Origin of the sequence: Aquamicrobium sp. LC103 (assembly GCF_001014615.2) — a bacterium.
In the GTDB taxonomy this organism is placed as follows: Bacteria; Pseudomonadota; Alphaproteobacteria; order Rhizobiales; family Rhizobiaceae; genus LBCQ02.
On sequence record NZ_LBCQ02000003.1, the window covers coordinates 374,183 to 399,855 of the forward strand.

The following is a 25,673-nucleotide window of genomic DNA, read 5'->3' on the forward strand; positions in this document are numbered from 1 at the left end:
ATAACATGCAATTGATTCTTTTTGACCGATTGGAGACCTGAATGACGCCGAAACCGCTGGTCAAGGGTTTTTTCGACAAGCGCACCTTCTCGATCCAATACGTCGTCTCCGACCCCGCGACGCGCAGATGCGCGATCATCGATCCGGTCCTGGATTTCGACGAGAAGTCGGGCGCGACCGCGACCAGGAACGCCGACGCCATACTCGACCATGTCCGCGAGCAAGGGCTGGAGGTCGAATGGATCCTCGACACCCATCCTCACGCCGACCATTTCTCCGCCGCGCCCTATCTGAAGCAAAGGACCGGCGCACCCACCGCGATCGGCGAACGGATCGTCGAGGTGCAGAAACTCTGGAAGGATTTCTACAATTGGCCCGGCCTTCCGGCCGACGGCTCGCAATGGGACAAGCTCTTCGCCGAAGGCGAGACCTTCAGCGTCGGCACGATCCCGGCAAAGGTCCTGTTCTCGCCCGGCCACACGCTCGCCTCGATCACCTATGTGATCGGCGACGCCGCCTTCGTCCACGACACGCTCTTCATGCCCGACAGCGGCACGGCGCGCGCCGATTTCCCCGGCGGCAGCGCCAGCCGGCTCTACCGCTCGATCGAGCAGATCCTCGCCCTTCCCGACGAGACCCGCCTCTTCACCGGCCACGACTATCAGCCGGGCGGGCGCGAGCCGCTGTGGGAATCGACCGTCGCCGAGCAGAAGGCGAGCAACACGCACATCTCGAAATGCCGCAGCGAGGCCGACTTCGTGAGGGTCCGCGAGGAGCGCGACCGCACCTTGCCGATGCCCAAGCTCATCCTCCACGCCCTGCAGGTCAACATCAATGGCGGTCGCCTGCCCGAACCCGAAACCAACGGCAAGCGCTACCTGAAATTTCCCCTCGACATCCTCGAGGGCGCCGTCTGGGACTGATCCGATGAAACGGGAGCTTGCGCCCGCGACCGCCGAAATGCTCGCAAGCTCGGCCGAGGCCGCCGACTTCCTCAAGAAGCTCGCCAATCCGAACCGCCTGATGATCGTGTGCGCGCTGGTCGAGGGCGAGCGCTCGGTGCGCGACCTTGAGGACACGCTCGGCATCCGCCAGCCGGGCCTTTCCCAACAGATCGCCGAATTGCGTGGCGCCGGCCTCATCGAGGGCCGCAAGCAGTCGAAATCGGTCTTCTACCGCCTTGCCGACGGCCGCGCGGCCGAATTCATCCGCCTGCTCCACCGCATGTTCTGCGAGACGCGGCAAGACCCTGCCGGGAACTAGGACCAGGGGTCCCGCATCCAGGACTTGGCGCGTTGCGGACGAACCGCCGGTCTCGCCGGTCCTTCACCCCTCAATCTCGTTGGCGGAGCCATCGCGATCCACGTCCCGGTTCACCGCCTTCGGCGGTCCCCGCCCAGGCTAGCCGCCCGTCTCCTCCATTCCCGCGGGTTCCGCAAACGGGAGGATCCAACCCATCTTCCACCATGCTTCATGCGGGGCCCGCCTCGCCGGGAAATATCCAACGTTGCCGCAAGCCGCGCCCTGGCCTCCTCCCCTGCGTAGCGCGGGAGGTGGTCCGAAGGGTCGGAGGGCATCGGCGACATGCGGTCGCCCGCACGTTGCCCATCGCCGCCTCGTCGGCATCACGGACCCACGCGTCCGTTACTTGCCGCGCGTCCCGTTCACCATCCGTAAACCATGAACGGCTAGCTCTAACCTTATGGCTGATTTGATTCCTTTCCCGTTGAACTCCCGCGCCCGCCTCGTCCGCTCCATCGCCGACGATCTGGAGCGCATCCATGGTCCTGCCGCGAATGAATTCTGGCGAACGCGCATCGCCGGGATCGTGAATGAGCTGAGGTCGACCGGTCTCTCCGACGAAACGATCCGCACCGAGATCTACGCCCTTCAGGACGCGGTCATGGCCGAGATGCAGTTCCGCTCCGCCGTGCAGGCCGGCTCCAACCTGTCGGCGTAGAAAGCAAGGCGGGCGCCTTGGCGTGGCGGCTCGCTTTCCATGTCGCCCCCGTGGCCGGCGATGGCCGGAAGGTGAAACCCGGCGGCTTCGCTGAGAGGCGACGCCGCCATGACAGTGCTCCCGCACCCGCCGAGGACTGGGGAATTCCGTTTCGCGCACGCGGCGTCGCCGCTCGCGCGATCGACGGATTTCAGAGTCGCTTAAGGCAGAACGAGAAGTGCCCGTGCCATTCCAGGGTCAGGTATTCATACTGCCAGCCGTAATCATGGCAGAATCTGTTGCACGCCTCGATCACCCCGTACGGAACCGGATCGATGACGTTGCCCGTGCAGAAATCGTGTCCCGCGATGCGGCCGTCCCGCTTCACCTTGGCATGACAAAGCTGAAGCTCCTTCCAGGTGGTCCCATAGGAATGGTTGGTGTCGATATAGACCCAGTCGAAGAACTCGTCGTCGAATTCGGCGAGCTTTTCCGTGGAATATCCCTGCCGGAATTGAAGCTTCCCGGCTGATATGACCTCCCTGAAGGTGTCCTTGATCTTCTCCAATCCCTGTTTGTAGCGATCGCTCTCCCAAGCATCGATCAGGAACAGTTGACTGGGGCGATTCTTCTCCAGGATTTCGGCCGTGTAATCGCCGAAAGCAGCCCCGATCTCCGCGGCGACGCCGTTATGCGGCAGGCGATACAGCAGTTCGCTCCTGTTTGGCAGGACGCGGCAATTCTCCGTGTGGAAGAGGCTCAAATGGGTTCTCGGCATGCTCTGCTTGAGCTTCTGCCTTTCTTCCTTGGTACTCATGGGGCTTCCTATCAATGAGTGCGTTTTCTTGATGAGGCGGAGGCTGCGATATAGGGATACGCTTTGCACCCAGTTGCGCTTCGTCGGCATTCGTTCATTTGCCCCCATCGCATCAAACGGATAACCGGCTCTGGGCTCCGCGGCTTTCCGGCTCTAAACTCTCGGTTATGCCTGAATTTCCCGGCCGCGCATGGCTGCCAGACCACAGCCGGGAAAATCCGTTTTTCGTACGTGACGATTGCAAGCATCCCCCAACACTGGTCATCCAGGATGATATTATCGATTTTTGTTTGCGATAGGGACGAAATGGTTCGACCACCAGAGTGCTCCAACGCGAGCTCATCCGGCGGCTTCAAGACGCGCTCCTCCGCGCTCCTTGGCTTCAGTTACCCCGTGCAATATCTCCTCCCACTGATCGTAAACCGAAACGGGAGCATAGCTCGCCACGCTCGCGGGAGCGTTTTTTGAAAGCCGGGCCAGGGTTTCGTCCGATGACAGGAGCTTGCGCAAGGCGTCGACCCATCGCTCTATCGACTCGGCCTCGTCCTTCCCGTCCTCTACTAGCACGCCATTGACGCCATCCTCTACAAGCGCATTCAGCCCGCTACAGCTCTTGAAACCGACAACCGGCAATCCGTGAGCGAGCGCTTCGGAAACGGCCAGGGGGAATCCTTCGTACTCCGCCGGATGGCAAAGAAGCGATGAGGCCAGGTATTCCTTGCTTATTTCCGAAGTCACGCCTCGATAGCGCAACCTGCCCGGATGGGTGAATTCAAAGGCAGCCGTCGCGCGATCGACATCATGCTCGAGCGGCCCGCCGCCGAAAAAGTCGAGGCTCCAGTCCGGAAACTCGTCGATGATCCGCTTCCAGACCTTAACCATGAACAAAGGGCGCTTTACATGCGCCATTCTGCCGACGAACAGGGCTCTCTTTTGTCTCCCGGCCGCATTCAACTCCGATTCCGGAAGCTGCTGCACCGGATTTGGAACCACGATGATCTTCTCATGCAGGTGGGACGGGTACCATTCCCGATATTTCGGCAGGAGCACCAGAATGCGCGTCATCCGCTCGAGTATCCTGCGGCGACGCTGTATGTCGACGGGATTGGGATCCCAGCGTTCGGGATTTTCGTAGTCCTGTTCCGGCGCATTGTGCGTGGAGGCCACGATCGGAACATCGATGTCCTTGGTCGCATAAGCGCTCGCGATCATTGCCGGCGGCATGAACGGCACGAGCACGTCGGGCTTCTGTTCGAGGATGTATTGGCGCAGATCCTTGATGAACTGCCCGTTGCGCAGATGCCATTTGTAGAGGCGGACACCCGGAAACGAGATCGGAAGAGAATCGCGGAATCTTTCAAATTTCTTGTACCGCTCCTTGTCCACGTGTTCGATCGGCCGTTTGAAGAGGTTTCGGTGAACGACCCCGTCCTCCAAAGTATAGAAGGGGCCGATGCCGCGGTTCTCGTGAGCTAGAATCTCGACCTGATGGCCGCGGCGAGCCATTTCATTCGCCGTTTCAATTAATACCCTTTCCGCCCCGCCATTTCTGCCGGCGATTTTCTGGACAACGAATGCAATCTTCATGACAATTCTTTCCGATAGGCGCCATCAATTACACGCCCCCTGCAGGTCAACAACCAAACAGAAGGCACGCCAGAGTTCCTGAGGACATGATCACACGCTATATAGCCGATACTGAATTCGATACCCTTCCATACGCGCCTGTTTATCAATAAATATTTTAAAATATTAAGTATTAATTGAAAACTATCTAAATATACACATTATGCAAATATCATCAATTAGATATCACTGATTCATTTTTTGATGTTTTGGAAGATTCGTTATCAAATCCGATTGAACAACCCGCTTCGCATTCAAAATTTATTTTTTATTGTAAGCTGGCATGATTCCACAGTTTACGGGTCTAGACTCCGCAATGGCTCTTTTGACATCGTCAGGCTGGCCCGGCGTCAGAGGACGAAATGCCCGCACGCCGCATTGCCGCCTTGGTTGAATGGTTCGGCTGCGGCGGAGCCCTTCCTGATTTCACGCCGCCGAAGGGTTTGCTATCCTTGGAACAACACGATGGGGGAAGTATTGAATTTCGCCATGCCGACCAAACAAGTCACCGTCCCCGCCACTCTTGGCGGAAGGATCGGTGGCGAGCTCCATCAGGGCAGATGGTACGAGGAAAGGATGCTGAGCTATATCGCGTCCCTCGGCATTGCCGGCACATATCTCGACGTAGGTGCGAATGTCGGCAATCACAGCGTCTTCTTCGCGCTGAACACCCGGGCGGAGAAGGTGATTGCCGTCGAGCCGACGTCCAAGGCCATTCGATTGATGGGAGAATTCCTGGCGGCGAACGATCTCACTGAAAAGGTGGAGATTCTTCCGTATGCCGCGTCGGACGAGAATGCGCCGGTCGAGGTCCACTCGGTCGTCGGCGCCGCACCGGTTCTGCTTGAGGGACGAAGGCTGGACGATCTGATCGCCTGTCCCATAACGCTGATGAAGATCGATATAGAGGGCGCGGAACCCGCCGCTCTTCGCGGAGCCGAACGCATCCTTCGAGAATCCAGGCCCCGGCTCTTCGCGGAAGCCCATGGAGAGAAGGAAAGATCGGCGATCAGGGCGGTGATCGAACCGATAGGGTACCGGGAAACGGGAAGATATTTTGCCGTTGGCAAGCTTCGCAACCTGTCACCGACATATGAGTACGTGGCGTGAGTCAGGTCCTGTCGAGAAGCCTCGAGCGTCCGCGGAAGCGCTAACCTCGCCGCTCGACTCGTAGAGCGGTCGATGACGACAGCCCGCCCGACCTGATCCAAACGCGCTGCCACCGCATCGCCTTTGGATCAGGATTTCCAAGCCTAGGCGCTAGCCGCGGCGCATGGCGCCGTTCTCCCAGCCTTCGAACTTGCCGGTGAAGAAGTCGACGTTCTTGAAGCCGAGCAGCGACAGGACCGTGTAGGAGTGGGTCAGTTGCACGCCGCCACGGGTGAAGAGGATCACCCGCTTGTCCGGCGTAATTCCTGCTTCCTCGTAGAGTTTCTTCAACTCCGCGACATCCTTCAGCACGCGGTTGTCGTCCAGCGTGGTGTCCCAGAAGACGTTGACCGATCCGGGAATCTGGCCGGCGTTGTAGTCGGAGGGCGCGCGCACGTCGAGCACCACGACGCTCGGGTCGGCGGCGAGTTCCTTCACCTGGTCCGCCGTCAGGAAATGCGGCCCCTCCTCGCCGCCGCCCGACACGTCGTCGCCCGTGAAGGCGAAGTTGCCGAGCGCCAGCGACTGGCCGGCGGCCGGATCGCGGCTCCACTCGTCCCAGCTCTCGTCGTAGATGCGGACATTGGCGTAGCCGAGATTGCGCAGCGCGACATAGTTGTTCGCCGCCGCGACGCCGCTGCCGCAATAGGAAAGGATCTCCTTGTTCTTGTCGATGCCGCGCGACGCCAGCAGGTTGTTGATCACGTCCTCGGGCTGAACCTTGCGGTCCTCCGTCAGCAGGCTGGCCGCGACCAGCGACTTCGCCCCGGGAATGTGGCCGTCGACGAAGGCGTCCGAATTGCGGCCGTCGACGATGACCGCGTCGTCCGTCTTGAGCTTCGATTCGACATAGGCCTTGTCGACGCGAACGTCGTATTTGTCGGTTATCTTGAAATCGCTGGCCGCCACCTCGACGGCTCCCTTCGCCAGTTCGCCGGAGAACGAGCCGATGCCGCCGTCCAGCACGTGCAGGTTCTTGAAGCCCGCATATTCGAGCGCGATGAAGGCGCGGCCCGGCAGCGAATTGTTGTCGTAGATCACCAGCGTGTCGCCGTTCTCCAGCCCGGCCTGGCCGATGACGGCCTCGATGATCTCGTCGTCCTCGAACTCGTTGCGGATGCCGTCGCGTTCCGACACGTTCAGCTTTGCCCACGGCAGGTTGACCGCGCCGGGAATGTGGCCTTCCTCGAAGGCCGCCTGCTGGCGGACGTCGACCACCTTGGCACCCTTGTCGACCAGTTGCTTGAACTGATCGGCATCGACGATGATCGGAAGCGCCGCCTCCTGGGCCTGAGCCGAAATGGCCAGCGCCGGGTGGATATCCAGCGCGCCGACCGCCGGCGCCCCGGCGGCGAGTGCGAGGACGGACAATGCGCTGGCGGCGAACAGCCGATGCGATTTGGGAAGCATTTGAATCTCCTGCAAAAAAACCAGGCATGAAGATTTCAGAGCCGATGCCGGCGGGCAATCAAAGCGCTGCCAATTTGAGCCGCCTGGCGGAACTAATATTCCGCCGTCCCGGGCACGGACCACAAAATCAGTTCGCGACCGCGCGTTCCCATCCCGTCAGCGCCGGTTCCCATCCGGGAAACGCCCTGAAGAGCGCGACCTGCAAGCTGCGGTCGAGACCGATCCAGATCGCCACCCCGACAAGCAGGATGAAGAGCCCCATCGCCTGCTGGATCCCGGCGCTGTGACGCTTGAGGAAGCCGATGCGCGCGACGACCCGGCTGCCGAAGACGACGAAGGCCGCCATCGGCACGGCGGTTCCCAGGCTGAAGGCGAGCGCGGTCAGGGCCGACAGGGCCGTGGTCTGCTGGTTGAGCGCCAGCGTTATGACCGACGCCATGATCGGTCCGACGCATGGTGTCCAGGCAAGTCCCAGCCCGGCGCCGGACAGGAGGCCGCCGCCGAAGCCGTCGGACGTGCCGCCCGCGGCGGCGAAACGGCCGGCCAGCGGAGACAGGAAAAGCTCGAAGCGGGCCTTCAACGCGGGCAGCGCGAGAACCAGGCCCATCGCCACGAAGATCGAGGCCGCCGCTGTGCGGTGGATGTCCGGCGGTATGGCGAACTGACGGACGAAGATGCTCAGAAAGAGCGTGATCGCGGTAAAGCAGCCGGTGAAGCCGATGATGAGCCCGATCGGCCTCAAGCGCCCCCCGAGCGCGCCGTTGGCCAGGATCACCGGCAACAGCGGCAGCACGCAGGGAGACAGCACCGTCACCAGGCCGGCAACGAACGCGAAGACGAGGCTCATTCCGCCCGCGTGTTCTCGTTCAGGCCGGCGACGCCACCGGCATTCCAGAGCTTCGCCGCGCCGGCCGCCGAATCGAGGAGGACGAATGTGTCCTGATAGGTCACGCCATATTTCGCCTTGAGCGCGGTCTCGGTGTCGTAGTCGGCGATCACGAGCGTGATCTCCGGGTCGATCTCCGACCAGTTTTCCGAGAGTTCGGAAAGCGTCAGGATGCAGTTGGGACACCAGGTGGCGAAGAAGAAGACGACCGTCTTTCCCTCGGCCGCCAATGCCTCGAGGTCGGTCTCGGCCGAATATTGCACCAGCGTCGCCCGTTCCTGCGACGGCTGCGCGGCACTTGCGCCGGCGGCGTGAACGGCGGGGCCTTGGACGCCGGCCAGCACCAGCGCAAGCGCGGCCAGCGCGCCTCGGATTGCATGGATGGTCACGATTCGGTGCCTCGGTTGAACCATGGCGACTTTATTCGCGCCGCCGCGCCGCCTGAAGGAACGAACCTCTATTCCGATCGCCCTGAGGTGAAGGAATTTCCATTGGCGGCCGGATTCGGAACAGACTTTCTTTCCCGCCGCCTTCTCGCGCAGGCATAAGGGGCCTTCCCCGTCGCCCGGGCGATTCCGGCAAACCATCCATCCACAAGGACACAAGCGCACATGAACGGCAGACGCACACTCCTATTCGGCGCCTCGATGCTCGCGGCCGCCAACGCCATCGCGGCCGACGAACGCGCGGCACCCGCGCCGGCTCCGCCGAAGGCAGCCGAGGCCTCCAATCCATGCGCCGGCGCCGGTCAGACGCCCGGCCGGGATGCGCCCCGGCGCGACTACGACCGGCTGGCGGACGAGTACAGCAGCGATCGTCCCGCATCCGCGCCAGCGCCAGCCCCCGCTCCGGCCCCGAATCCCGTCTCGAGCGCCAATCCCTGCGCGGCCGGGCAGTAGAATTGATGGATGGTCGATTGACCATCACGGTGGTGATCGTTCAGTAGCGGCGCGGGAGATACCCGCGCCGCCGCGTTTGCCGCGTCCCGGCCGGTCCGCGTGTCACTCGGCCAGAAGCTTGGTGCATTCGAGGTCGTTGTCGTCTATCCGGCCGGCGCAGGTGGAGCCGTATTCCTCCTCGACGGTGCCGTAGTCGGACGCGAAATAGAGCTCGTCGCAGGCCGCCATGTCCCCGCCGTGGCAGACGGTCGCCAGTTCGGCGAAGCGGGCGTCGTCGATCTGGGGAACGGGCTTGGGCGCCGGCATTTCGTCGACCGATGCAAACCTGCCGCTGCCCGCCGTTCCACCCTCGTCGGTTTCCGTCACCGCCTCGACGTCCCCGGCCAGAATGTTGATGGGCCGCTCCAGGTAGCGAATGGCGGTCGGCATCGACGCGGCGAAGATCACCGGAATGCCGATGAAGGCCGCGATGATCCCGAGCGCGCGCATTCTTCCGCGGCGCGCCTTGTACGGCTCGGCCAGGCCGGGCGTGATCGCCGCCACCCGCGCCGACAGCGGCGGATATGTCGACAGCCAACGGGCAAGGGTCATCCAGCCCGTATCGAGATTCTCCTGCTGCCGGACATAGGCGCCGACATTCACCTTGTTCTTGTGGGCGCCGCCGGCGGCCAGCACCACCAACCCGCGCCGCGCGTCCTCTCCGCCGCCGCTGAGTGCCACCCCCCAGCGGTCGCAGGTGTATTCGCAGGCGCGCGAATAGGCCGAGCCGAGGAAGGGAATGATCCGGCCGGGCGCGGTCAGGATGAACCAGTCGAGATGGCCGCAACGCAAATGTCCGATCTCGTGGCCGATGATCATATCGCGCGCCGCCTGGTCGTCGCCGCAGGCCTCCAGGAGATCGGCATAGAGCACGACGATCTGGCCGCGGAAGAATTTCGTCGCGAAGGCGTTGAGCGCGCCGTCCGCCTGCATGATGTAGGCTTCCGGCTCCTTCTTCATGCCCGCGCGCCGCGCGAACTCGACGACGCGCTGATGGATTTCCGGAAACTGGTCCGGGCCGAGCCGTATGGCGCTGCCGCGCAGATGCGCGATGAAGCCGACCTGGACGAAGAACAGAAAGGCGGCGATCAGCACCACATAGATCAGGCCGAGCCCGAACGTTCCCACGATGATCAGCAGCCACAGCGCGATCGACGTCAATATGATCGCGACGCGCAGCGGTATCTCGCTTGGCCATCGCTCCACCTGAACCGGGAGCGCGACGGATGATTGGACTTTCTCTTGCATGTAGGCGGGCCTCTCCTGTTTGAGGTCGCCACATGGCAGATGCCGATTGTTCTTGCAATATGGGTCGGTTGCGCCAGTTATTTCAGTAAAATCTGAAGCAATCCGGAAGTATTGTCGGTCGATGCCGCATGTGGTCTCCTGAAGCGGGTGGTCAAGGAGGTTGATCGTGGAACGATACTATCCGGTCGCCGTGGTGACGCTTCTCTGCGGCCTCGTCTTGTTCGCGATGGCGCTCGCCGTGGCGAGGGCCCATTCGAAAACCGGGATACTCGCTCCGGCGATGACCGGCGATCCGCGGCTCGAACGGGCGGTTCGGGCGCATACCAACACGCTCGAATGGCTGCCGATCTTCCTCCCCTCGATGTGGCTGTTCGCCATCTATTGGAGCGCGGCCTGGGCGGCGGCGCTGGGGCTCGTCTGGCTGATCGGTCGCGCGGCCTATTTCGTCGGCTACCTCTCCGATCCCATGAGGAGATACCCCGGCTTCCTCATCCAGACGATCGCGGCCCTCGTCCTGCTGCTGGGCGCGCTCGGGAGAATTATCTACCTTGCGGCGGCATAGGCGACGGCGGCTTTGACATTTGCACGGATAGCGGGAATCCTCTTCGCCATCCGAGAGGGGGTTGATACAATGAGATCCTTGCCGCTGATCGTGCTGGCCGCCGCCTCGATCGTGCTTTCCGGCTGTGTGACCGAAGCAAGTTACGTCCGCGCGCAAGAGGTCGTGCGGGGCAGTCCCGCCATGAAGCGCGAAGGCATCGAGCGCTGCTATCAGGGCACCAATCGTGCCTCGCCGGCGAGAAAGGCGGAGATGGCGAAGATCATGAACGTCAGCCCGAGGAGCAATGTCGCGAGGATCTATTGCACGCGGGCATTCAACGGCATCGCAAACGGCCGGATTTCATATGACGACTTCCGAACGCGAAGCCCCGCGTTCATTCGCGTCATTCAAGGCAGATGACGAACATACGGGGATGAGCGCTTTCGGCCGTTCGCTTGCCACCGCGATCCACCTTTGATTACTTTGGCGCTTTCGATGAAAGGAATTTATCCGTGATTCGCGCACCTCGCCTCATCGGTCTGGCCACCGCCTTTCTTCTCCTTGGAATAGCAGGCTGCCAGAAGGAATCGCCCGTTGCCGAACCTCAGGCCGCCGAAGCCGAGGGCGGCCCATGCAAGCCCGAGGCCGCCGAGGCCCTGGTCGGCAAGGACAGGGTGACCGACGAGGAGGCCAAGCAATTGACCGGCGCGACCAGCGTTCGCCAGATCAAGCCCGGCGACCCGGTCACGATGGATTTCCGCCAGGAACGCGTGACGATCGAGACCGACGAGAGCACGGGCAAGATCGTCCGCGCCTCCTGCGGCTAGCCGGCGACGGCCGCCGGCACGACTCCGGGCCTGCAACGCCTCGAAAGGGCCCTGCCGGCGGGATGCGCGGCGGCCAAGCCGCAGAATATAGCTAGTATCTACCGATCAGCTTGAAGAACTGTCGAGGGGGACGTCACCCTTTTTAGCCCAATAGTGGTCGGATAATTTTTGCCCGTTCTCGATGATACGGGCGGCTATATCCGGATTTCCCCCCGCAAAGGTTTGAGGGTCGGCGCCACACAACAAAGCGAACAGCTTCTGGTGCGCGACCGCAGCAAAGTATTCGTAGCTTGGCGGGCTGTTCTGAAATTCGGTGGATTTCAGATCTTCGGCGGCTTGCTTGGCGGCATCCTCGAGAGCTTTGTAAATCGCAGCCAACATGGTTCGTTCGGCTTTGTCCTGTATCTCTAGGTACCGCCTTTGCGCCGGGGTGGGGACAGGGCAACTTTCGTTCATCGGGTTCACCGCCTGGATCTGTGGCAAGGAGGTTGGAGCGGAATCCTCCGCTGTCGGATGCGCTCCCTGCGGCCATATTCGCTACTATAATAACTCTGCGTGCGGAAAATGAAGCGGACTTTGGAAGTGCGACCATTGCTGCAAGGATGCCAATGGTGGGCCCGGAGGGACTCGAACCCCCAACCAAGCGGTTATGAGCCGCCGGCTCTAACCATTGAGCTACAGGCCCCACGCGGGTTGAGTTAGTTTCTTTTTCGTCGCGAGACAAGCGCCAACCGCCGCAATCATCCCATAATCCCGTCCTATCGGCGATGGGTGAAGGGGTTACAACCATTTGGAGAACGAAATGCATCGCAGATATTTGCCGCTTCTCGCCGCCGCGGCCTTTTTCAGCCCGTTTGCCGCCCATGCCCAGGATCGCGAGCCGACGCCGCGCATCATGGTCGTCGGCGAAGGCGAGACCGCCGTCGCCCCCGACATGGCGATCCTCTCGCTCACCGTCATGCGCGAGGCCGAGACCGCGCGCGCGGCGATGGACGACGCCAACAAGGCGATGACCGACGTCATCGCGGCGATGAAGGAGGCCGGCATCGAGAGCCGCGACCTGCAGACCGCCGGCCTGCAGATCAACCCGCGCTACGTCTATCCCAAGGACAACGACGGCGAGCAGCAGCCGCGGATCGTCGCCTACCAGGTCCAGAACACGCTGACCGTGCGCGTGCGCGACGTGCAGAAGGTCGGCGAGGTGATCGACCGTTCCGTGACGCTCGGCGTCAACCAGGGCGGCAGTGTCTCCTTCGTCAACGACGATCCTTCCGCGGCCCTGAGCGAGGCGCGCCGCCTCGCCGTCGCGGATGCCACCGATCGCGCCCGCACGCTGGCCGAGGCCGCCGGCGTCGAGCTCGGCCGGGTCCTCGAGATGTCGGAGCAGTCGCGCATGCCCCCGCCCATGCCGATGGCTCAGGGCAAGGCGATGCGCATGGAGGCGGCGGCCGACTACGTGCCGATGGAGGCCGGCGAGAACACCTATCGCGTCCAGGTCAACGTCACCTTCGAGCTGAAGCAGTAGCCCGAACGCGCAACGCCGGCGGAAAAATCCGCCGGCGTTGCTTTTTTCCTGAAGGCAGCGGTCGGGAACCGCCGCGTCTCCTCGTCAGCGAATGACCGGGCAGCGCGGCGCCTTGGCGAAGACCATTATGGTCCTGGGGTGGCCGTGGCCACGGCCCACCACGCGAATCGCGCGGCGGTTCTCGCCGACGATCCGGACGTTGCGGAGGCCCATGCGGCTCGCCTTGCGCACCGCCTGGCCGGGCGTGCAGGCGTGGCGTCCGGGACGGTAGACCGGCCGGTGATGGCGGTCGCGGTCGCCGAAGTGGAAGCCGCCATTGGCGCCGTGATAGCCCGAGCCGAAGCCGAGATAGATGCCGCCGCCATTCTGCGCGTTCGCGGCAGTGGGTGCGGCGGCGAGAGCGGTCAGGCCGATCATGGCGGAAAGCGCGGCCGTCTTGATGAAGTTGAACATTTTGCGATCTCCATTTCCCGAGGGTTGTGAATTCCGTTCGCTTCGAGCGATGGCCGCAAGATGCACGAGACAAGCTGAACCGGGCGCGAACCCATCGTTCATCCGGTGTTCATGGAGGGATTTTTGCCGCGGACAAGCAGGAAAGCTGCACAATGTCTGGAAGAATATTGCCGTAAAGGTATCCGCTATCTCCCCTCATCCGGTCGCTTCGCGACCACCTTCTCCCCGGCGGCGGGGAGAAGAGGAAAGGCGCGGCCTTCACCGATCTCCTCTCCCCTCGGGGGGAGGTGGCCGAGCGAAGCGGAGGCCGCGTGACGGCGCTTCTCGGAGCCGCCAGCCCCACGCCCCTTCAGGAAAGCCGCTTCGTCCAGAATTCCATCGGCTTCTCGCTCGCCTCCGCCGCGCCGATGTCGCGCCAGGAAAAGCCGGTGACGAACCCCTCGAGACGCGCGTAGCCGCGCTTCGCCCAGAAATCGTCGAGCGGCACGTAGCCCGCCGGCCGCAGCGGGTGGTCGCCCGGCCGCAGCACGGCCGAAAAGACGCAGTTCGCGAACCCCGCCTCGAGCGCCGCCCTTTCCCGCTCCTCGAAGAAGCGCACGCCGATCCCCTGTCCGCGATATTCCTTCAGGAGCACCGACTCGCCGAAATAGAAGAAATCCTTCGCCTCGAGGCCATATGCCGCGAAGGGCCCGGCGAATTCCTCGAAATGCTCGGCGAGCGGGGAAGCCGTCGCCACGCCGACGAGCCGCCCGCTTCCGTCGAGCGCGCCGACGACGACCGCGCCCGGCGCCTCCATGTAGGTGGCGAGGTAGCGCCGCTCGTAGTCGATGTCCCCGTCATAGAGATAGGGAAAGTCGCGGAACACCTCGATACGCAGCCGCGCCAGCGCGTCGAAGCCGGCGCGGACCTCCTCGTCGGAAAGCCTGCGGACGACGATCACTCGCCTTCGACCTGCGCGCTCCAGTCCTTCAGGTTGTAATAGGTCGTCACCCGCGAGATCAGCCCGTCGTCGATCTCGAAGAAGATACCCGCCGGCAGCGAATAGGTCTGGCCGGTGGCCGGCGGAAGCCCCTCGGCGGTCGACAGATAGGTGCCCCTGACCGTGAACTCGGCGGCCGCGCGGCCGCCGCCCTGCCCGGTCATCACGACGATGTCGGAGAGCTCCTCGCGATAGTGCCTGGCCATCATGCCGAGGAACCAGCGGAACTTGTCCTTGCCGATCTCGCGCCCGCCTTCGTTGATGTCGTGCGCCACGTCCTCGGAAAGACAGGCCAGCATGCCCTCGTTGTCGCTGGCGTTGAAGGCCGCGAAATAGCGCTCGATCAGGCTGCGGGTTTCGGCTTCGCTCATCGTCCGTGCTCCTCTCTGTCCTTGCCGGACTGCCCTCCGGGACAGCCTTCCCGAGCCTCATGCCCCATTCAAGGCTCGTGATCCAGCATGTGCTCGAAATAATCCTCGGGCTCGGCGAGGTCGTCCTCGCTCACCGTCACGCGGCCGCGCACCGAGACGCCGGCCTCGTGCACCGTGTCGCGGCTGCCGGAGATCAAATGATGCCACCAGTAAAGGTCGCGCCCCTCCGCCACCAGCCGGTAGGCGCAGCTTTCCGGCAGCCAGGAAATCGTGCGCACCGTCTGCGGCGTCAGCCTGATGCAGTCCGAGACCTTCGCCTGCCGGTTCGCGTAGTCCTTGCAGCGGCAGGTGCCGGCGTCGAACAGGCGGCAGCCGACGCTCGTCCAGTGGATTTCGCCGGTATCCTCGTCCTCCAGCTTCGCCAGGCAGCACTTGCCGCAGCCGTCGCAGAGCGATTCCCACTCCGCCGCGCTCATCTCCTCGAGCGTCTTGGTCTTCCAGAAAGCATCCGTCATCCGTCGCATGTGAGCCTTTGCGGGCGCTTCGTCAAGCACGGTCCGCCGGCCACGCTTTCGCCCCCGAAAAGCCCCGGGATGGCCCATTTCACCGCCTTTCGGGAACAAAAACGCAGCTTCTAAGTTGCCGGCGGGACGGGACGCCTAACAGGAGAAATTCCAGATGAAGATCAGATCGCACATTCTGGCGGGAACAGCCGTCGGGCTGGTCATGGCGACGACGCAGCTTTACGCCGCGCCGCTCGCGCCGGGCCGGGCGGACGCCGCGCCGATCGGTGTGTCGGCTTCACACGGGACCGCGCAGATCATCCTCGCGCAGGCGTCCGACGGAGAACCGGGCGAGGAAGAGCTGCGCCGGAGACAGGAAGGCGGCGAGGAGGCCGCGCCCCGGGAAGAGCAGGCGCCTGCCGAGCAGGCACCGGCCGAGGAGCCGCCCGCCGCTGAAGAGCCGCCTGCGGCCGAGCCCGAACAGCCTGCCGAGCCGCAGGAGGCTCCTTCCGAGGAAATGCAGGAACAGCCGGCACAGGAGGAGCCCGCTCCGCCTGAAGAAGCCCCTGCTCCACAGGGAGCTCCCGCCGAGCAGCCTCCGGCAGCCGACGAGCCGCCGGCTGGAGAACCGCCCGCTCAGGAAGCCCCGGCGGGGGAACCGCCCGCCCCCGAGCAGGCGCCGGCCGATGAAGCGCCCGCGCAGCAGGAGGCCCCTGCAGCCGGCGAGGAAGCGCCTCCGGCCGAGGAGGAGGCGCCCGAGCAGCGGCAGCAGGAAGAGCAGCCCGCCGCGCCTGGCGGCGAGGAAGAAGCCGCTCCGCCTGCCGGGGAAGCACCCGCCGACGAGCAGCAGGCTCCGGCCGACGAACGGCCTGCGGCCCCTGAAGGCGAGGCAGCTCCGGAGAGCGACGCCGCTCCGACCGAGGGCGAACAGGCTCCGGCCGAAGGCGAAGCCGCGCCCGGCGCCGAGGAACCGGCTCCCGCCGAGCAGCCCGGCACTGAGACCGGACAGCCCGGTGAAGAGGAAGCTCCCGCCGGCGAGGACGCCACCCAGCCGCCAGCCGGCGAGCAGGAAGGCGCCCAGCCGGGCGAGGAGGCTCGTCCCGAGGGCGAAGCCCCCGTGCTCGACAGCGAGAAGGAGGCGCCTCCCGCCGAGGAAGCCGCTCCGGAAGGCACCGAGGGCGAGGCCGCCGGCGAACAGCCGATAGAACGGCCGGCCGAACAGCCCGCCCAGCCGCCGGCGGAAGCCGGTCCTCCGCCGACCACCGACGCCGAGGCTCAGGACAGCGCCGCGCCCGTCGAGATCCGGTCGCTTCGCCAGGAGGAAGGCCGCCGCATCGAGAACCGCGAGGCCTATGGCGAGCGCATCGAGCGCCGCGAGGGCGCCGATGTCATCCGCGAGATGGGCGACCGCATGGTGATCCAGCTCAACAACCAGGTGATCGTCGAGAGCGACGACCGCGAGCGCGTCGAGCGCGACGCCACCGAGGTCTATTACGACGAGCTGCCGCGCGGCCGCACCCGTGAGACCATCGTGCGTCCGAACGGCGTCCAGGTCGTCACCATCCGCAACCGCTACGGCGACATCATCCAGCGCTCGCGCGTGATGCCGGACGGCGAGGAATACATGCTCGTCTATGCCGGCGACGAGGACTACGAGGCGCCGCGCCGCTGGCGCGATCCGGGCGCCGACCTGCCGCCGCTGCATCTGGCCATTCCGGTCGAGGAATACATCCTCGATGCGGGCCGCGTCGAGGATCCCGACGTCTATTACGAGTTCCTCGAACAGCCGCCGGTCGAGCGCATCCAACGCCGCTATTCGGTGGACGAGGTCAAATATTCGGCCCGCGTGCGCGACAGCGTCCGCCGCATCGACCTCGACACGATCACCTTCGAGTTCGGCGCGGCCTCGATCGCCGAGAGCGAGATTTCGAGGCTCGAGGGCGTGGCCGAGGCCATGGAGCGGCTTCTCGACAAGAACCCCGCCGAGAGCTTCCTGATCGAAGGCCACACCGACGCCGTCGGCTCCGACCAGGCGAACCTCGTCCTTTCGGATCGCCGCGCCGAATCGGTGGCGGCCGCGCTCACCAACGTCTTCGGCATTCCGCCCGAGAACCTGGTCACCCAGGGCTATGGCGAGCAATATCTGAAGGTGAACACCGAGGAGCCCGAACGGGAGAACAGGCGCGTGGCGATCCGCAGGATCACCCCGCTCGTCGCGCCCGTCGCGAGCGCCAACTAAGCATCGGTCCGAAAGCGGAAGCCGGCTTCGAACGCTTCCGATGCTCGAACCACGACCTGGACCGCCTCCTTTACGTCCCTTCGGACGCCCGGCGGTCCAGGATCGATCCCTTCACGGCGCCCAAACCGCGAATGGATTGACCCCACGCTTCCCTGCCCCGTTCCCGATCATTCGGGAACATGGCAAGGAGCCCGGCCGGTTTCCCCCCTCCGCCGGCCGGGCTTCCTTATAAATACTCCACCCCGCCCTCCGAACCGTCTTTCCCACGAAGCGAATGAGCGATCGCATATGGTGCGATCCCGTCCCTCCGAATTCTTCGGGTGTCGGTCATATGCGCAAGTTCCCCCTCCCGCTTGGTGGGAACGGGTTAGAGGGGTGGGGGTTGGCGGAAGTGCCCTCGCCTCACCTTCGCGGGAGAGGTGGTGGTGCCAGGCCTCACGCCGGCGCTACCTCTTCCCCTTCAAGTGGGAAAGGTGGTTCGCGAAGCGAACCGGAGTGGGGGACGCATGGGGGCACGGCGCTTCACGTTTGCAATCTCCGAGCTAGGGGGCATCCGCGACACGGCTCCTCCCCTGTAGAGCCAGGGCAATCGCACATGGCCGATGCCCCTCCGGCCCTTCGGGCCACCTCCCCCGCTTCGCAGGGGAGGAGCCGAGGTCGCGGACGGCCGCAGCGCTGGTCCCTCCCCCGTTTACGGGGGAGGGACCGCCGAAGGCGGTGGAGGGGGCGTGTTTCGCACCCATATTCGATAGCCCTGCCCTTGTGCGGAGGGGTGAGGGGTGGGGTAAATCCGTGAGGATGCCGGCCGATTCCATATGCGATCGCGCCCTGCCTGCGGAGCGGGGAAGGTGGTCCGAAGGGTCGGAGGGGCGGGCCACTTCGCCCGCGTGGACAAACTCTCCTGCCTTCAGCGGCCGAGAGCAGAGCCTTTTTGGCCTGCATTTTTCTTGACCACACTATTTGCCCCTTCGCCGCTTGCTGCGTAAACCACCCGCCCGCCCAGCCGCTTGACATCCTCCAAAACATACCGTACGGACGGTTTCTTTCACTTTACACACGGTGAACTCATGCCTCCGCTTTACGCCTATGGCGCCCTCGCAGCCGCGATCGTCCTCGAAGTGCTGGGAACCTCCTTCCTGCAGAAGTCCGAGCAATTCACCCGGCTGGCGCCCACGCTGGCGATGGCCGCCTTCTATGCCGGCTCGTTCTTCCTGCTCGCCCACGCGCTGAAGGTCATTCCGCTGGGCGTCGCCTACGCCATCTGGGGCGGCCTCGGCATCGTTCTGGTCGCCCTCGTCGGCACCTTCGTCTTCCGCCAGTCGATCGACCTGCCGGGCATGATCGGCATCGCCATGATCGTCGGCGGCGTCATCGTCGTGAACGCCTTTTCCAGCTCCGCCGCGCACTGACCATGGAAAACGCCCATAAGCGGAAGAAGCAGCCGGAGGTCGTCCGCCGCGCGCTCCTCGACGCAGCCGCCAGGATCGCCGTCGAGCAAGGGCTTGCCGCCGTGACGGTCCAGAGCGTGGCCGACGCGGCCGGCGTCACCAAGGGCGGCTTCCTCCACCATTTCCCGAGCAAACAGGCGCTCCTCGACACGCTCTTCCAGGAAATGCTGGACCAGATCGACGACAATATCGATCGCCGCATGGTGGCGGACCCGGTCGCCCACGGGACCTTCACCCGCGCCTATCTGGAAGCCGTTCTCCATGACGGCCTGCCGAGCAAGGTCAATCCCTGGGCGGCCTTGTCGGTCTCGATGCTCACCGAACCGGAGCTTCGCACGCTCTGGGTCGAATGGTTCCGGAAGCGCCTCGACAGGCACCGGGAAACCGACGCCGATATCGGCCTCGCCATCGTCCGGCTGGCGGCCGACGGGATCTGGCTGGCCGATCTCGCCGAGCTTCCGCTGCCGGATCGCGCGCGACTGCGCGAGCGGCTCCTGGAGGCGACCAGACCCCGCTAGGGCAGTTCAGGTTTTCACCGACACACCCCTCCACCACTTCGTGGTCCCCTTCCCCCATGAAGATGGGGGAGGATCCACGGTGCGGCTGGCCGCGACGCTGGTTCCTCCCCTGCGAAGCGTGGTGGAGGGGCGTTCCAAGCGACGATTCCATTTCATCTGGAAACGCCCTGGGACCGGTTCGTCCGCGAGGCTTTGTTCGGCCGGCCTCCCCTGCTACCTTCCGCCTGGGAAGCAGAGCTGCCGCATATCAGGTTCGATCCCCGCTCCCTCGCTTGGGAGAGGAACGCCGGTCGCTATGTCCGGCACCCTTCCTCTCCCCGCGATGTGTGGGAGAGGTGATCGAAGTCGAGTTCCATATGCCGGGCCTAGCGCGGGAGGAGGGACCGCAGATGACCAGAAGGACGACCGGCGCGACGCCGCTCTCCGCACTCGAGGCGGTCGCGATCGACAGCGAGACGACGGGGCTCGACACCGCTTCCGCCCGCATCCTCCAGCTCGCCGGCATCGCCGTCTCGCGCGGCCGCGTCGTTCCCGACGAAGCGTTCGACACGTTCGTCGCCCCGGGCGAGGTGATTCCTCCCGCATCCACCGCCATCCACGGCCTCACCGATGCGATGGTGCGCGGCGCCCCGCCCTTCGCGGAGGCCTGGGGGCGCCTGAAGACCTTCGCCGCCGGCCGCATTCTCGTCGGCCATTCGATCGGCTTCGACCTCGCCGTCCTCGAAAACGAAGCCAGCCGCGCCGGGTTCGAATGGCGCAAGCCGCGCTCGCTCTGCGTGCGGCTGCTCGGCGCGATCGCCAATCCCAGATTGCCCGACACCTCGCTCGAAGCCCTGGCCGGGTGGCTGGGCGTCGGGATCGGCGGCCGCCACAGCGCGATCGGCGACGCGCGCGCCGCGGCCGACATCTTCGTCGCGCTCCAGCCGCATCTGGCCGAGCGCGGCATCCGCACCCTGGCGGAGGCCGAGCGCGCCTGCCTCGACCTCACCTCCCATCTGGAAAACGCCCACCGCGCCGGCTGGGCGGAACCCGTCTCGCGCCCCGACCTTCCCGCGACCGGCCAGTTCGACCCCTACGCCTATCGCCACCGCGTGCGCGAGCTGATGAGCACGCCGGCCGCCGTCATCACGGCTTCCGCCACCGCGCAGGACGCCGTGAAGCTGATGACCGAGCGGCGGATCAGCTCGGTCTTCGTCTCCGACGCCGCCGCCGGCAACGGCCTCGTTTCCGATTACGGCATCGTCACCGAGCGCGACGTCATGCGCCTTCTCGCCGGGCACGGCGAAAGGGCGCTGGCGATGAAGGTCGGCGAATTCGCCTCGCGCCCGCTGGCGAGCATCGCCGGCGGCGCCTTCGTCTATCGCGCCATCAGCCGCATGGACCGCCTCGGCATCCGCCATCTCGCCGTCCGCGACGAAAGCGAGCGGCTTGCCGGCGTCATCTCCTCGCGCGACCTGCTGCGGCTGCGCGCGGGTGCCGCGATCCATCTCGACGACGCCATCAATGCCGCGCGCGGCGCCGAGGAGATGGCGCAGGCCTGGGCGACCCTGCCGGCGGTCGCCAACGCCCTCATCTCGGAAGGCCTCGACGCCCGCCTGATCGCCGGCGTCGTCAGCGAGGAATTGCGGGTGGCGACGCGCCGCGCGGCCGAGCTTGCCGAGGAAGGCATGCGCGCTTCCGGCGCCGGCGGGCCGCCCTGCCGCTACGCCGTCATGGTGCTGGGCTCGGGCGGGCGCGGCGAGAGCCTGCTCGCCGCCGACCAGGACAACGCCATCGTCTTCGAGCATGGCGCGCCCGACGGACCGGAGGATCGCTGGTTCGCCGATCTCGGCCGCCGCATCGCCGACATTCTGGACGTCACCGGCATCGCCTATTGCAGGGGCGGCATCATGGCAAGAAACGCCGAATGGCGTGGCTCGAGCGCGCATTGGCGGGCGCGCATCGATGCATGGGTCCGCCGCTCCCGCCCCGAGGATCTGCTCAATGTCGACATCTTCTTCGACCAGCGGCCGGTCCACGGCGAGCTCTCGCTCGGCACGCAGCTCTTCGCCCACGCTTTCGCGGCCGGCTCGGCCGAGCCGGCATTCGCCAAGCTTCTGGGCGAAACGCTCTCCTCGCTCGCGACGCCCTTCAACCTCATCGGCGGCCTGCGAGCAGAGGAAGGCCGCCTCGACCTCAAGAACTACGGCCTGTTCCCGATCGTCACGGCGGCGCGCACGCTTTCGATCCGCCACGGCATCCGCCGCCGCAGCACGAGAGGCCGGCTCGAAGGCCTGATCGAGAAGGGCATCGGCGGCGCGGACGAGTTGGAGAACCTGATCGACGCCCACGCCTTCCTTCTCTCGTTGCTGCTCGCCCAGCAGAGCCGTGACCTCGAGCTCGGCGTGCCGGTCTCGAACCGCGTCGAGATCGCCGCGCTCTCCCGCGCCCGCCAATCCGAGCTCAAATCCGCCCTGCGAGCGGCCCAGAACGTTCCCGACCTGGTGCAGGCGGCGATGTTCGCCTGAGCTTCCTCCACCCGTCATCCCGGCCTGAGCCATACCCACGGCGCCATTCCGGCCGAGCCACCCGCTTCGCCGTCATCCCGGGCGAAGCCATCCACTTCCCCGTCATCCCGGAAGCCGGAGCGAAGCGGAGGCTATCCGGGACCCATTGGCCCGAAAATCGTCCGGCACGGCCTCGTCCTCGCCCTGGCCAAGCGAGCCCCTGATTTGAACCATTCGGCAGCCGCCCGGCCCCGGCAGCGACGCGCGCCCCCTTGCCCGCGCGAACCCGCAACCCGGCCACGCCTCTCAATAGGTCCCGGATCGCCCTCGCCGCGCTCGCTTGCCCGGGATGACGGAGAGGTTGCGGCTCCCCGTCGGCCCGCCGTTTTCACGCCGCCGAAGCCTGCTCGGCTATCGGCTCCGGCCGGCCGATCGCGGCGAAGAGTTCGGCATCCTCGCCGATCCCGGCATTCGGCGTAGTAAGCAGCTTGTCGCCGTAGAAGACCGAGTTCGCGCCGGCGACGAGGCAGAGGATCTGCGCCTCGCGGTTGAGGCTCGACCGGCCGGCCGAGAGCCGCACCATGGAAGCTGGCATCACCAGCCGCGCCGTCGCCACCATCCGCACCAGTTCCAGCGGGTCGATGCGCGGCCGCCCGGCGAGCGGCGTGCCTTCGACCGGCACCAGCGCGTTGATCGGCACGCTTTCGGGGTGCGGCTCCATCGCCGCCAGCACCCGCAGCATCGACGCCCGGTCGCGCACCGTCTCGCCCATGCCGATGATGCCGCCGCAGCACAGGTCGATCCCGTGCGAGCGCACGATCGCCAGCGTATCGAGCCGGTCCTGGTAGGCGCGGGTGGTGATGATTCGGCCGTAGAATTCCGGGCTGGTGTCGAGATTGTGGTTGTAGGCGGTCAGCCCCGCCGCCGCGAGCCGCTCCGCCTGGTGCGGCTTCAGCATGCCGAGCGTCACGCAGGCCTCCATGCCGAGCGCGCGCACGCCCTCGACCATAGCGATCACGGCGTCGAACTCCCTGCCGTCGCGCACCTGCCGCCACGCCGCGCCCATGCAGAAGCGCTCCGCGCCCGCCGCCTTCGCCCTCGCCGCCATGGCGATCACGCCGGCCGGGTCCATCAGCCTGTCGCGGGTCAGCTCGACCTCGCGATGATGCGCCGATTGCGGACAATAGGCGCAATCTTCCGGACAGCCGCCGGTCTTGATCGAAAGCAGGCTCGCCTTCTGCACCCTGTTGGGGTCGTGGTGGCGGCGATGCACGGCGTTGGCGCGCCCCACCAGTTCGAGCAGCGGCAGTTCGTGCAGCGCCACGATCTCCTCGGTCGTCCAGTCGTGCCGCATCGTTCCGTCCGCCGCCGTCATCGGCGCATGTCCCTGAGCCGGGCGAGCAAGGAGGACAGAACCGCGCCGGCCGCCGCGACGATGCCGATCTTGACGAGGTCGCCGAACAGGAACGGCGCGACGCCGACGGCGAGAAGCTGGCCGGCGGGAACGAAGGCCGCGAGCCACGCCATGCCGGCCGCGTAGACCAGCGCCAGCCCGGCAAGCATCGCGCCGAGGCGGCCGATCGCGCCCCTGCCCCTCGCCAGCACGCCAACCAGCCATGAGGCTGCGAGGAAGCCGGCGAGATAACCGCCTGTCGGCCCCGCCAGATAGGCAAGGCCGACGCCGCGCTCCGGCGAGCCGGAAAACACCGGCAGGCCGGCGGCACCCGCCGCCAGATAGGCGAGGAAGATCGAAACCGCCACGCGCGGCCCGAAAGCGACGGCGAACGCCATCACGGCAAGCGTGTGCAGCGTCATCGGCACCGGCCAGAACGGTATCTGCACCTTCGCCGCCAGCGTCATCAGCACCGCACCGGCAATCACCGTCGGCACGGTTCGCGCGGCCGCCATGGTTCGGTTTGCGGCAGGTCGGGTGACGGCATCGCTCATTTCGGATCTCCTTTGGATAATTATAGATAATTTTTCGATTCTATCTCTAAAGGAGTCCACAAAAATCCGGCGATGGCAAGAGCCCGCCTTTCCGAAGCACGTGGCCGCTGGATTTGCCGTTGTTTTTCAATCGGATATAAGTGGCAAAGGCACGACGCGCCGTCGCCCTCGCTGCTTCGCCATCTCGGGCTCGACCGAGGATTCATGTCGGAGCGGCGATGAAGGTGCAGGCCGGGTGGTTCAGGCGTGACGACCGAGGTCCCATCAGCCTCCTTTCCACAACCTTCATGCACCAGGACAAACACACAGGATCCCAAGCTCAGCGCCTCCGCTTGCGCTCCGGCTTCGCCCGACGCCCGGATTTATCCTTGTTTATCAGTTGGATGCTACAAAGAGACGGCAGGGCGGGAGAGGAATGGCGCGGCGATGGACTCACCTCGACCCCTACCCACAAGGGGGGAAGGGAACTTTGCAGCGGCTTCGCTTGAATTCGGACTCGCCGATGAATCTGCGTCGCGCCACAAACGGGAATTTTTCCTGCAGAAGAGTGGGCGCGGCATCACAATTCCCTTCTCTTTGCGGGAACGGGGTGAGAGCAGAACCAGAGTCCCCCTCCCCCTTGTGGGGAGGGGTTAGGGGTGGGGGTATCGTGGAGCGCCGTACCGACTTCCTGCGTTCCCCCACCCGGTTTGCTTCGCAAACCACCTCTCCCCGCCGGGAGAAGCAACGGCCGCAATGCACGTTCCCGGTCCTAGGACAGTTCGGGTTTTCACCGACACGCCCCCTCCACCACTTCGTGGTCCCCCTCCCCCATGAAAATGGGGCAGGATCCAAGGTGCGGCCGGCCGCGACGCTGCTTCCTCCCCTGCGGAGCGGGGGGCCGAAGGACGGGCGAGACAAGCGGTTCGCCCTGAAGGACCACGCGAAGCATGGCGGAGGGGGCGTTCCAAGCGACGATTCCATTTCATCTGGAAACGCCCTACGCAGGAAAAGCACCGGCCTCGCCACCGCCCTCTTCTCCCCCTGTGGGGAGAAGGTGGCCGCGAAGCGGCCGGATGAGGGGGAAACGCCGGTGCCGCGAAGGCACGGCTTGCGAAGCCCCCGACAAACGTTTCCTCAACGGCGCGTGACCGCGGGCGTCCCCGGCTTCTGGCCGACCCATTGCACGTGCCGGGCGAGCACCGAGGCGGCGGTCTCCACCTGGCCCGCGCGCAATGCCGCGAGGATCGCGCGGTGGTCGCGGTCGGTCGGCGCCTCCCATTCGGCCCGCCATCCGGAAAACAGGAAGCGCGCGGAGGCCGTGTGCAGGTCGTCGATCGCCCTGAGCAGCCGGGGCATGGCGCAAGGGGTCAGGATCAGCCGGTGAAACGACCGGTTCGCCGCCTCCCAGGCCTGCACGTCGCCGGCCTTGTCGCCCGCCCGCGTCGCTTCCTCCGCCTCGTCGAGTATGGCCCTGGTCAGATGCGGCGCGGCATGGCGCAGCGCCAGCACCTCGAGCGCGGCGCGCATCTCGGCCACCTCCTTGACCTCGTCGAGGCTGAAGCCTGCCACCCGCACGCCGCGCCGCGGTTCGCTCACCACCAGGCCCTGCGTCTCCAGCCTCCGGAACGCCTCGCGCACCGGCACGTGACTCGCGCCGAATTCCTCGGCGACATGGTCCTGCCTGAGCTTGGCGCCGGCCTCGATCTCGCCGGCGATGATGCGCTCGGCCAGCACCTTGCTGATCCGCACGGCTATGGTGTCGTCCCTGGCTGTCGTCATGATTTATAGATAATTTGGAGCAGCCGCGCCGTCGAGCCACTAATTTGCCGCGCGGACGAGCC

27 protein-coding genes and 1 tRNA gene are annotated in these 25,673 nt (G+C 65.3%); 13 read left to right on the plus strand and 15 right to left on the minus strand.

From position 1 onward, the window contains the following. Positions 1–41 precede the first annotated feature (41 nt). From XW59_RS08100 to XW59_RS08110, 3 genes are all read left to right on the plus strand, one after another. Positions 42–923, plus strand: a complete 882-nt coding sequence (locus tag XW59_RS08100) for an MBL fold metallo-hydrolase (RefSeq protein WP_047144032.1) — start codon at positions 42–44, stop codon at positions 921–923. Between the two features lie 4 nt (positions 924–927). Next, complete coding sequence (locus XW59_RS08105; RefSeq protein WP_047144031.1) at positions 928–1,263, plus strand: metalloregulator ArsR/SmtB family transcription factor; 336 nt, start codon at positions 928–930, stop codon at positions 1,261–1,263. Between the two features lie 439 nt (positions 1,264–1,702). Continuing rightward, entirely contained in the window at positions 1,703–1,960 is a 258-nt protein-coding gene (locus tag XW59_RS08110; protein WP_047144030.1) for a DUF6074 family protein, read from the plus strand. 190 nt (positions 1,961–2,150) lie between these two features. Here XW59_RS08110 and XW59_RS08115 read toward each other — a convergent pair whose 3' ends face one another. Both XW59_RS08115 and XW59_RS08120 read right to left on the minus strand, forming a co-directional pair. Then, positions 2,151–2,756 (minus strand): class I SAM-dependent methyltransferase, encoded by a 606-nt coding sequence (locus XW59_RS08115; protein WP_047144029.1) that lies wholly within the window; start codon positions 2,754–2,756, stop codon positions 2,151–2,153. Between the two features lie 339 nt (positions 2,757–3,095). Continuing rightward, positions 3,096–4,343: a glycosyltransferase gene (locus XW59_RS08120; protein WP_047144028.1), complete on the minus strand. Its 1,248-nt coding sequence runs from the start codon at positions 4,341–4,343 to the stop codon at positions 3,096–3,098. A gap of 243 nt (positions 4,344–4,586) precedes the next feature. Here XW59_RS08120 and XW59_RS08125 point away from each other — a divergent pair, with 243 nt between their 5' ends. Beyond that, positions 4,587–5,492 carry an FkbM family methyltransferase gene (locus tag XW59_RS08125; RefSeq protein ID WP_082137434.1) on the plus strand — a complete coding sequence of 302 codons (906 nt, stop codon included), beginning with the start codon at positions 4,587–4,589 and terminating at the stop codon, positions 5,490–5,492. 150 nt (positions 5,493–5,642) lie between these two features. Here the strand turns inward: XW59_RS08125 and XW59_RS08130 are convergent, their stop codons facing one another. From XW59_RS08130 to XW59_RS08140, 3 genes are all read right to left on the minus strand, one after another. Continuing rightward, positions 5,643–6,941: a rhodanese-like domain-containing protein gene (locus XW59_RS08130; protein ID WP_047144027.1), complete on the minus strand. Its 1,299-nt coding sequence runs from the start codon at positions 6,939–6,941 to the stop codon at positions 5,643–5,645. Between the two features lie 127 nt (positions 6,942–7,068). Continuing rightward, on the minus strand, positions 7,069–7,788 hold the full coding sequence (locus tag XW59_RS08135; protein ID WP_052958007.1) for a cytochrome c biogenesis protein CcdA: 720 nt from the start codon (positions 7,786–7,788) through the stop codon (positions 7,069–7,071). Continuing rightward, complete coding sequence (locus XW59_RS08140) at positions 7,785–8,216, minus strand: thioredoxin domain-containing protein (protein WP_170990111.1); 432 nt, start codon at positions 8,214–8,216, stop codon at positions 7,785–7,787. The genes XW59_RS08135 and XW59_RS08140 overlap by 4 nt, the downstream gene beginning before the upstream one ends. A 222-nt stretch (positions 8,217–8,438) precedes the next feature. Between XW59_RS08140 and XW59_RS29510 the strand changes: the two genes are divergently transcribed. Further along, positions 8,439–8,726, plus strand: a complete 288-nt coding sequence (locus XW59_RS29510; RefSeq protein WP_047144026.1) for a hypothetical protein — start codon at positions 8,439–8,441, stop codon at positions 8,724–8,726. 102 nt (positions 8,727–8,828) lie between these two features. Here the strand turns inward: XW59_RS29510 and XW59_RS08150 are convergent, their stop codons facing one another. Further along, positions 8,829–10,013: a M48 family metallopeptidase gene (locus XW59_RS08150; RefSeq protein WP_052958005.1), complete on the minus strand. Its 1,185-nt coding sequence runs from the start codon at positions 10,011–10,013 to the stop codon at positions 8,829–8,831. 166 nt (positions 10,014–10,179) lie between these two features. Here XW59_RS08150 and XW59_RS08155 point away from each other — a divergent pair, with 166 nt between their 5' ends. From XW59_RS08155 to XW59_RS08165, 3 genes are all read left to right on the plus strand, one after another. Further along, the gene (locus XW59_RS08155; RefSeq protein ID WP_136067996.1) at positions 10,180–10,575 is read left to right on the plus strand and encodes an MAPEG family protein; all 396 of its coding nucleotides are present in this window, start codon (positions 10,180–10,182) and stop codon (positions 10,573–10,575) included. A gap of 69 nt (positions 10,576–10,644) precedes the next feature. Beyond that, entirely contained in the window at positions 10,645–10,974 is a 330-nt protein-coding gene (locus XW59_RS08160) for a hypothetical protein (RefSeq protein ID WP_047144025.1), read from the plus strand. Between the two features lie 92 nt (positions 10,975–11,066). Further along, a complete protein-coding gene (locus XW59_RS08165) occupies positions 11,067–11,381 on the plus strand; it encodes an I78 family peptidase inhibitor (RefSeq protein ID WP_047144024.1) in 315 nt (104 codons plus the stop codon). 105 nt (positions 11,382–11,486) lie between these two features. On the opposite strand, the gene XW59_RS08170 is transcribed toward XW59_RS08165, so the two are convergent. Further along, the gene (locus XW59_RS08170; RefSeq protein ID WP_348639302.1) at positions 11,487–11,864 is read right to left on the minus strand and encodes a hypothetical protein; all 378 of its coding nucleotides are present in this window, start codon (positions 11,862–11,864) and stop codon (positions 11,487–11,489) included. A gap of 126 nt (positions 11,865–11,990) precedes the next feature. Beyond that, positions 11,991–12,066 (minus strand) — tRNA-Ile (locus XW59_RS08175). Between the two features lie 117 nt (positions 12,067–12,183). On the opposite strand from XW59_RS08175, the gene XW59_RS08180 reads away from it, so the two are divergent. Further along, a complete protein-coding gene (locus tag XW59_RS08180; RefSeq protein WP_047144472.1) occupies positions 12,184–12,906 on the plus strand; it encodes an SIMPL domain-containing protein in 723 nt (240 codons plus the stop codon). Positions 12,907–12,990: 84 nt separating this feature from the next. On the opposite strand, the gene XW59_RS08185 is transcribed toward XW59_RS08180, so the two are convergent. The 4 genes from XW59_RS08185 to XW59_RS08200 all read right to left on the minus strand — a co-directional run bounded on the left by XW59_RS08185 (position 12,991) and on the right by XW59_RS08200 (position 15,224). After that, on the minus strand, positions 12,991–13,359 hold the full coding sequence (locus tag XW59_RS08185; RefSeq protein WP_137326996.1) for a hypothetical protein: 369 nt from the start codon (positions 13,357–13,359) through the stop codon (positions 12,991–12,993). Between the two features lie 349 nt (positions 13,360–13,708). After that, on the minus strand, positions 13,709–14,299 hold the full coding sequence (locus XW59_RS08190) for a GNAT family N-acetyltransferase (protein ID WP_206077696.1): 591 nt from the start codon (positions 14,297–14,299) through the stop codon (positions 13,709–13,711). After that, positions 14,296–14,709 (minus strand): ketosteroid isomerase-related protein, encoded by a 414-nt coding sequence (locus XW59_RS08195; RefSeq protein ID WP_047144022.1) that lies wholly within the window; start codon positions 14,707–14,709, stop codon positions 14,296–14,298. The genes XW59_RS08190 and XW59_RS08195 overlap by 4 nt, the downstream gene beginning before the upstream one ends. A gap of 68 nt (positions 14,710–14,777) precedes the next feature. Further along, positions 14,778–15,224: a YcgN family cysteine cluster protein gene (locus XW59_RS08200; RefSeq protein WP_047144021.1), complete on the minus strand. Its 447-nt coding sequence runs from the start codon at positions 15,222–15,224 to the stop codon at positions 14,778–14,780. Between the two features lie 163 nt (positions 15,225–15,387). Between XW59_RS08200 and XW59_RS08205 the strand changes: the two genes are divergently transcribed. The 4 genes from XW59_RS08205 (at position 15,388) to XW59_RS08220 (ending at position 21,924) form a co-directional block, all read left to right on the plus strand. After that, positions 15,388–17,451 carry an OmpA family protein gene (locus XW59_RS08205; RefSeq protein ID WP_047144020.1) on the plus strand — a complete coding sequence of 688 codons (2,064 nt, stop codon included), beginning with the start codon at positions 15,388–15,390 and terminating at the stop codon, positions 17,449–17,451. A gap of 1,067 nt (positions 17,452–18,518) precedes the next feature. Further along, on the plus strand, positions 18,519–18,860 hold the full coding sequence (locus XW59_RS08210; protein WP_047144019.1) for a multidrug efflux SMR transporter: 342 nt from the start codon (positions 18,519–18,521) through the stop codon (positions 18,858–18,860). Positions 18,861–18,862: 2 nt separating this feature from the next. Continuing rightward, positions 18,863–19,417: a TetR/AcrR family transcriptional regulator gene (locus XW59_RS08215; protein ID WP_047144018.1), complete on the plus strand. Its 555-nt coding sequence runs from the start codon at positions 18,863–18,865 to the stop codon at positions 19,415–19,417. Positions 19,418–19,806: 389 nt separating this feature from the next. Continuing rightward, positions 19,807–21,924, plus strand: coding sequence for a DUF294 nucleotidyltransferase-like domain-containing protein (locus tag XW59_RS08220; protein ID WP_047144470.1), 2,118 nt, complete (start codon positions 19,807–19,809; stop codon positions 21,922–21,924). A 367-nt stretch (positions 21,925–22,291) separates the two neighbouring features. On the opposite strand, the gene bioB is transcribed toward XW59_RS08220, so the two are convergent. The 3 genes from bioB to XW59_RS08235 form a co-directional block, all read right to left on the minus strand. Next, the gene (gene bioB, locus XW59_RS08225) at positions 22,292–23,278 is read right to left on the minus strand and encodes a biotin synthase BioB (protein WP_047144017.1); all 987 of its coding nucleotides are present in this window, start codon (positions 23,276–23,278) and stop codon (positions 22,292–22,294) included. Next, positions 23,275–23,811 carry a biotin transporter BioY gene (locus XW59_RS08230; protein ID WP_246666039.1) on the minus strand — a complete coding sequence of 179 codons (537 nt, stop codon included), beginning with the start codon at positions 23,809–23,811 and terminating at the stop codon, positions 23,275–23,277. Before XW59_RS08230 ends, bioB begins: the two co-directional genes overlap by 4 nt. 1,155 nt (positions 23,812–24,966) lie before the next feature. Then, positions 24,967–25,611, minus strand: coding sequence for a GntR family transcriptional regulator (locus XW59_RS08235; protein WP_047144014.1), 645 nt, complete (start codon positions 25,609–25,611; stop codon positions 24,967–24,969). Positions 25,612–25,673 lie beyond the last annotated feature (62 nt).

Bases quoted from the DNA above. Each gene is read 5' to 3' on its own strand.
- XW59_RS08195 (WP_047144022.1), bottom strand. From the start codon at position 14,709: ATGAGCGAAGCCGAAACCCGCAGCCTGATCGAGCGCTATTTCGCGGCC.
- XW59_RS08210 (WP_047144019.1), top strand. From the start codon at position 18,519: ATGCCTCCGCTTTACGCCTATGGCGCCCTCGCAGCCGCGATCGTCCTC.
- XW59_RS08110 (WP_047144030.1), top strand. From the start codon at position 1,703: ATGGCTGATTTGATTCCTTTCCCGTTGAACTCCCGCGCCCGCCTCGTC.
- XW59_RS29510 (WP_047144026.1), top strand. From the start codon at position 8,439: ATGAACGGCAGACGCACACTCCTATTCGGCGCCTCGATGCTCGCGGCC.
- XW59_RS08230 (WP_246666039.1), bottom strand. From the start codon at position 23,811: ATGGCGGCCGCGCGAACCGTGCCGACGGTGATTGCCGGTGCGGTGCTG.
- bioB (WP_047144017.1), bottom strand. From the start codon at position 23,278: ATGACGGCGGCGGACGGAACGATGCGGCACGACTGGACGACCGAGGAG.
- XW59_RS08115 (WP_047144029.1), bottom strand. From the start codon at position 2,756: ATGAGTACCAAGGAAGAAAGGCAGAAGCTCAAGCAGAGCATGCCGAGA.
- XW59_RS08105 (WP_047144031.1), top strand. From the start codon at position 928: ATGAAACGGGAGCTTGCGCCCGCGACCGCCGAAATGCTCGCAAGCTCG.
- XW59_RS08205 (WP_047144020.1), top strand. From the start codon at position 15,388: ATGAAGATCAGATCGCACATTCTGGCGGGAACAGCCGTCGGGCTGGTC.
- XW59_RS08180 (WP_047144472.1), top strand. From the start codon at position 12,184: ATGCATCGCAGATATTTGCCGCTTCTCGCCGCCGCGGCCTTTTTCAGC.
- XW59_RS08200 (WP_047144021.1), bottom strand. From the start codon at position 15,224: ATGACGGATGCTTTCTGGAAGACCAAGACGCTCGAGGAGATGAGCGCG.
- XW59_RS08120 (WP_047144028.1), bottom strand. From the start codon at position 4,343: ATGAAGATTGCATTCGTTGTCCAGAAAATCGCCGGCAGAAATGGCGGG.
- XW59_RS08130 (WP_047144027.1), bottom strand. From the start codon at position 6,941: ATGCTTCCCAAATCGCATCGGCTGTTCGCCGCCAGCGCATTGTCCGTC.
- XW59_RS08135 (WP_052958007.1), bottom strand. From the start codon at position 7,788: ATGAGCCTCGTCTTCGCGTTCGTTGCCGGCCTGGTGACGGTGCTGTCT.
- XW59_RS08150 (WP_052958005.1), bottom strand. From the start codon at position 10,013: ATGCAAGAGAAAGTCCAATCATCCGTCGCGCTCCCGGTTCAGGTGGAG.
- XW59_RS08125 (WP_082137434.1), top strand. From the start codon at position 4,587: ATGTTTTGGAAGATTCGTTATCAAATCCGATTGAACAACCCGCTTCGC.
- XW59_RS08215 (WP_047144018.1), top strand. From the start codon at position 18,863: ATGGAAAACGCCCATAAGCGGAAGAAGCAGCCGGAGGTCGTCCGCCGC.
- XW59_RS08160 (WP_047144025.1), top strand. From the start codon at position 10,645: ATGAGATCCTTGCCGCTGATCGTGCTGGCCGCCGCCTCGATCGTGCTT.
- XW59_RS08185 (WP_137326996.1), bottom strand. From the start codon at position 13,359: ATGTTCAACTTCATCAAGACGGCCGCGCTTTCCGCCATGATCGGCCTG.
- XW59_RS08220 (WP_047144470.1), top strand. From the start codon at position 19,807: ATGACCAGAAGGACGACCGGCGCGACGCCGCTCTCCGCACTCGAGGCG.
- XW59_RS08235 (WP_047144014.1), bottom strand. From the start codon at position 25,611: ATGACGACAGCCAGGGACGACACCATAGCCGTGCGGATCAGCAAGGTG.
- XW59_RS08100 (WP_047144032.1), top strand. From the start codon at position 42: ATGACGCCGAAACCGCTGGTCAAGGGTTTTTTCGACAAGCGCACCTTC.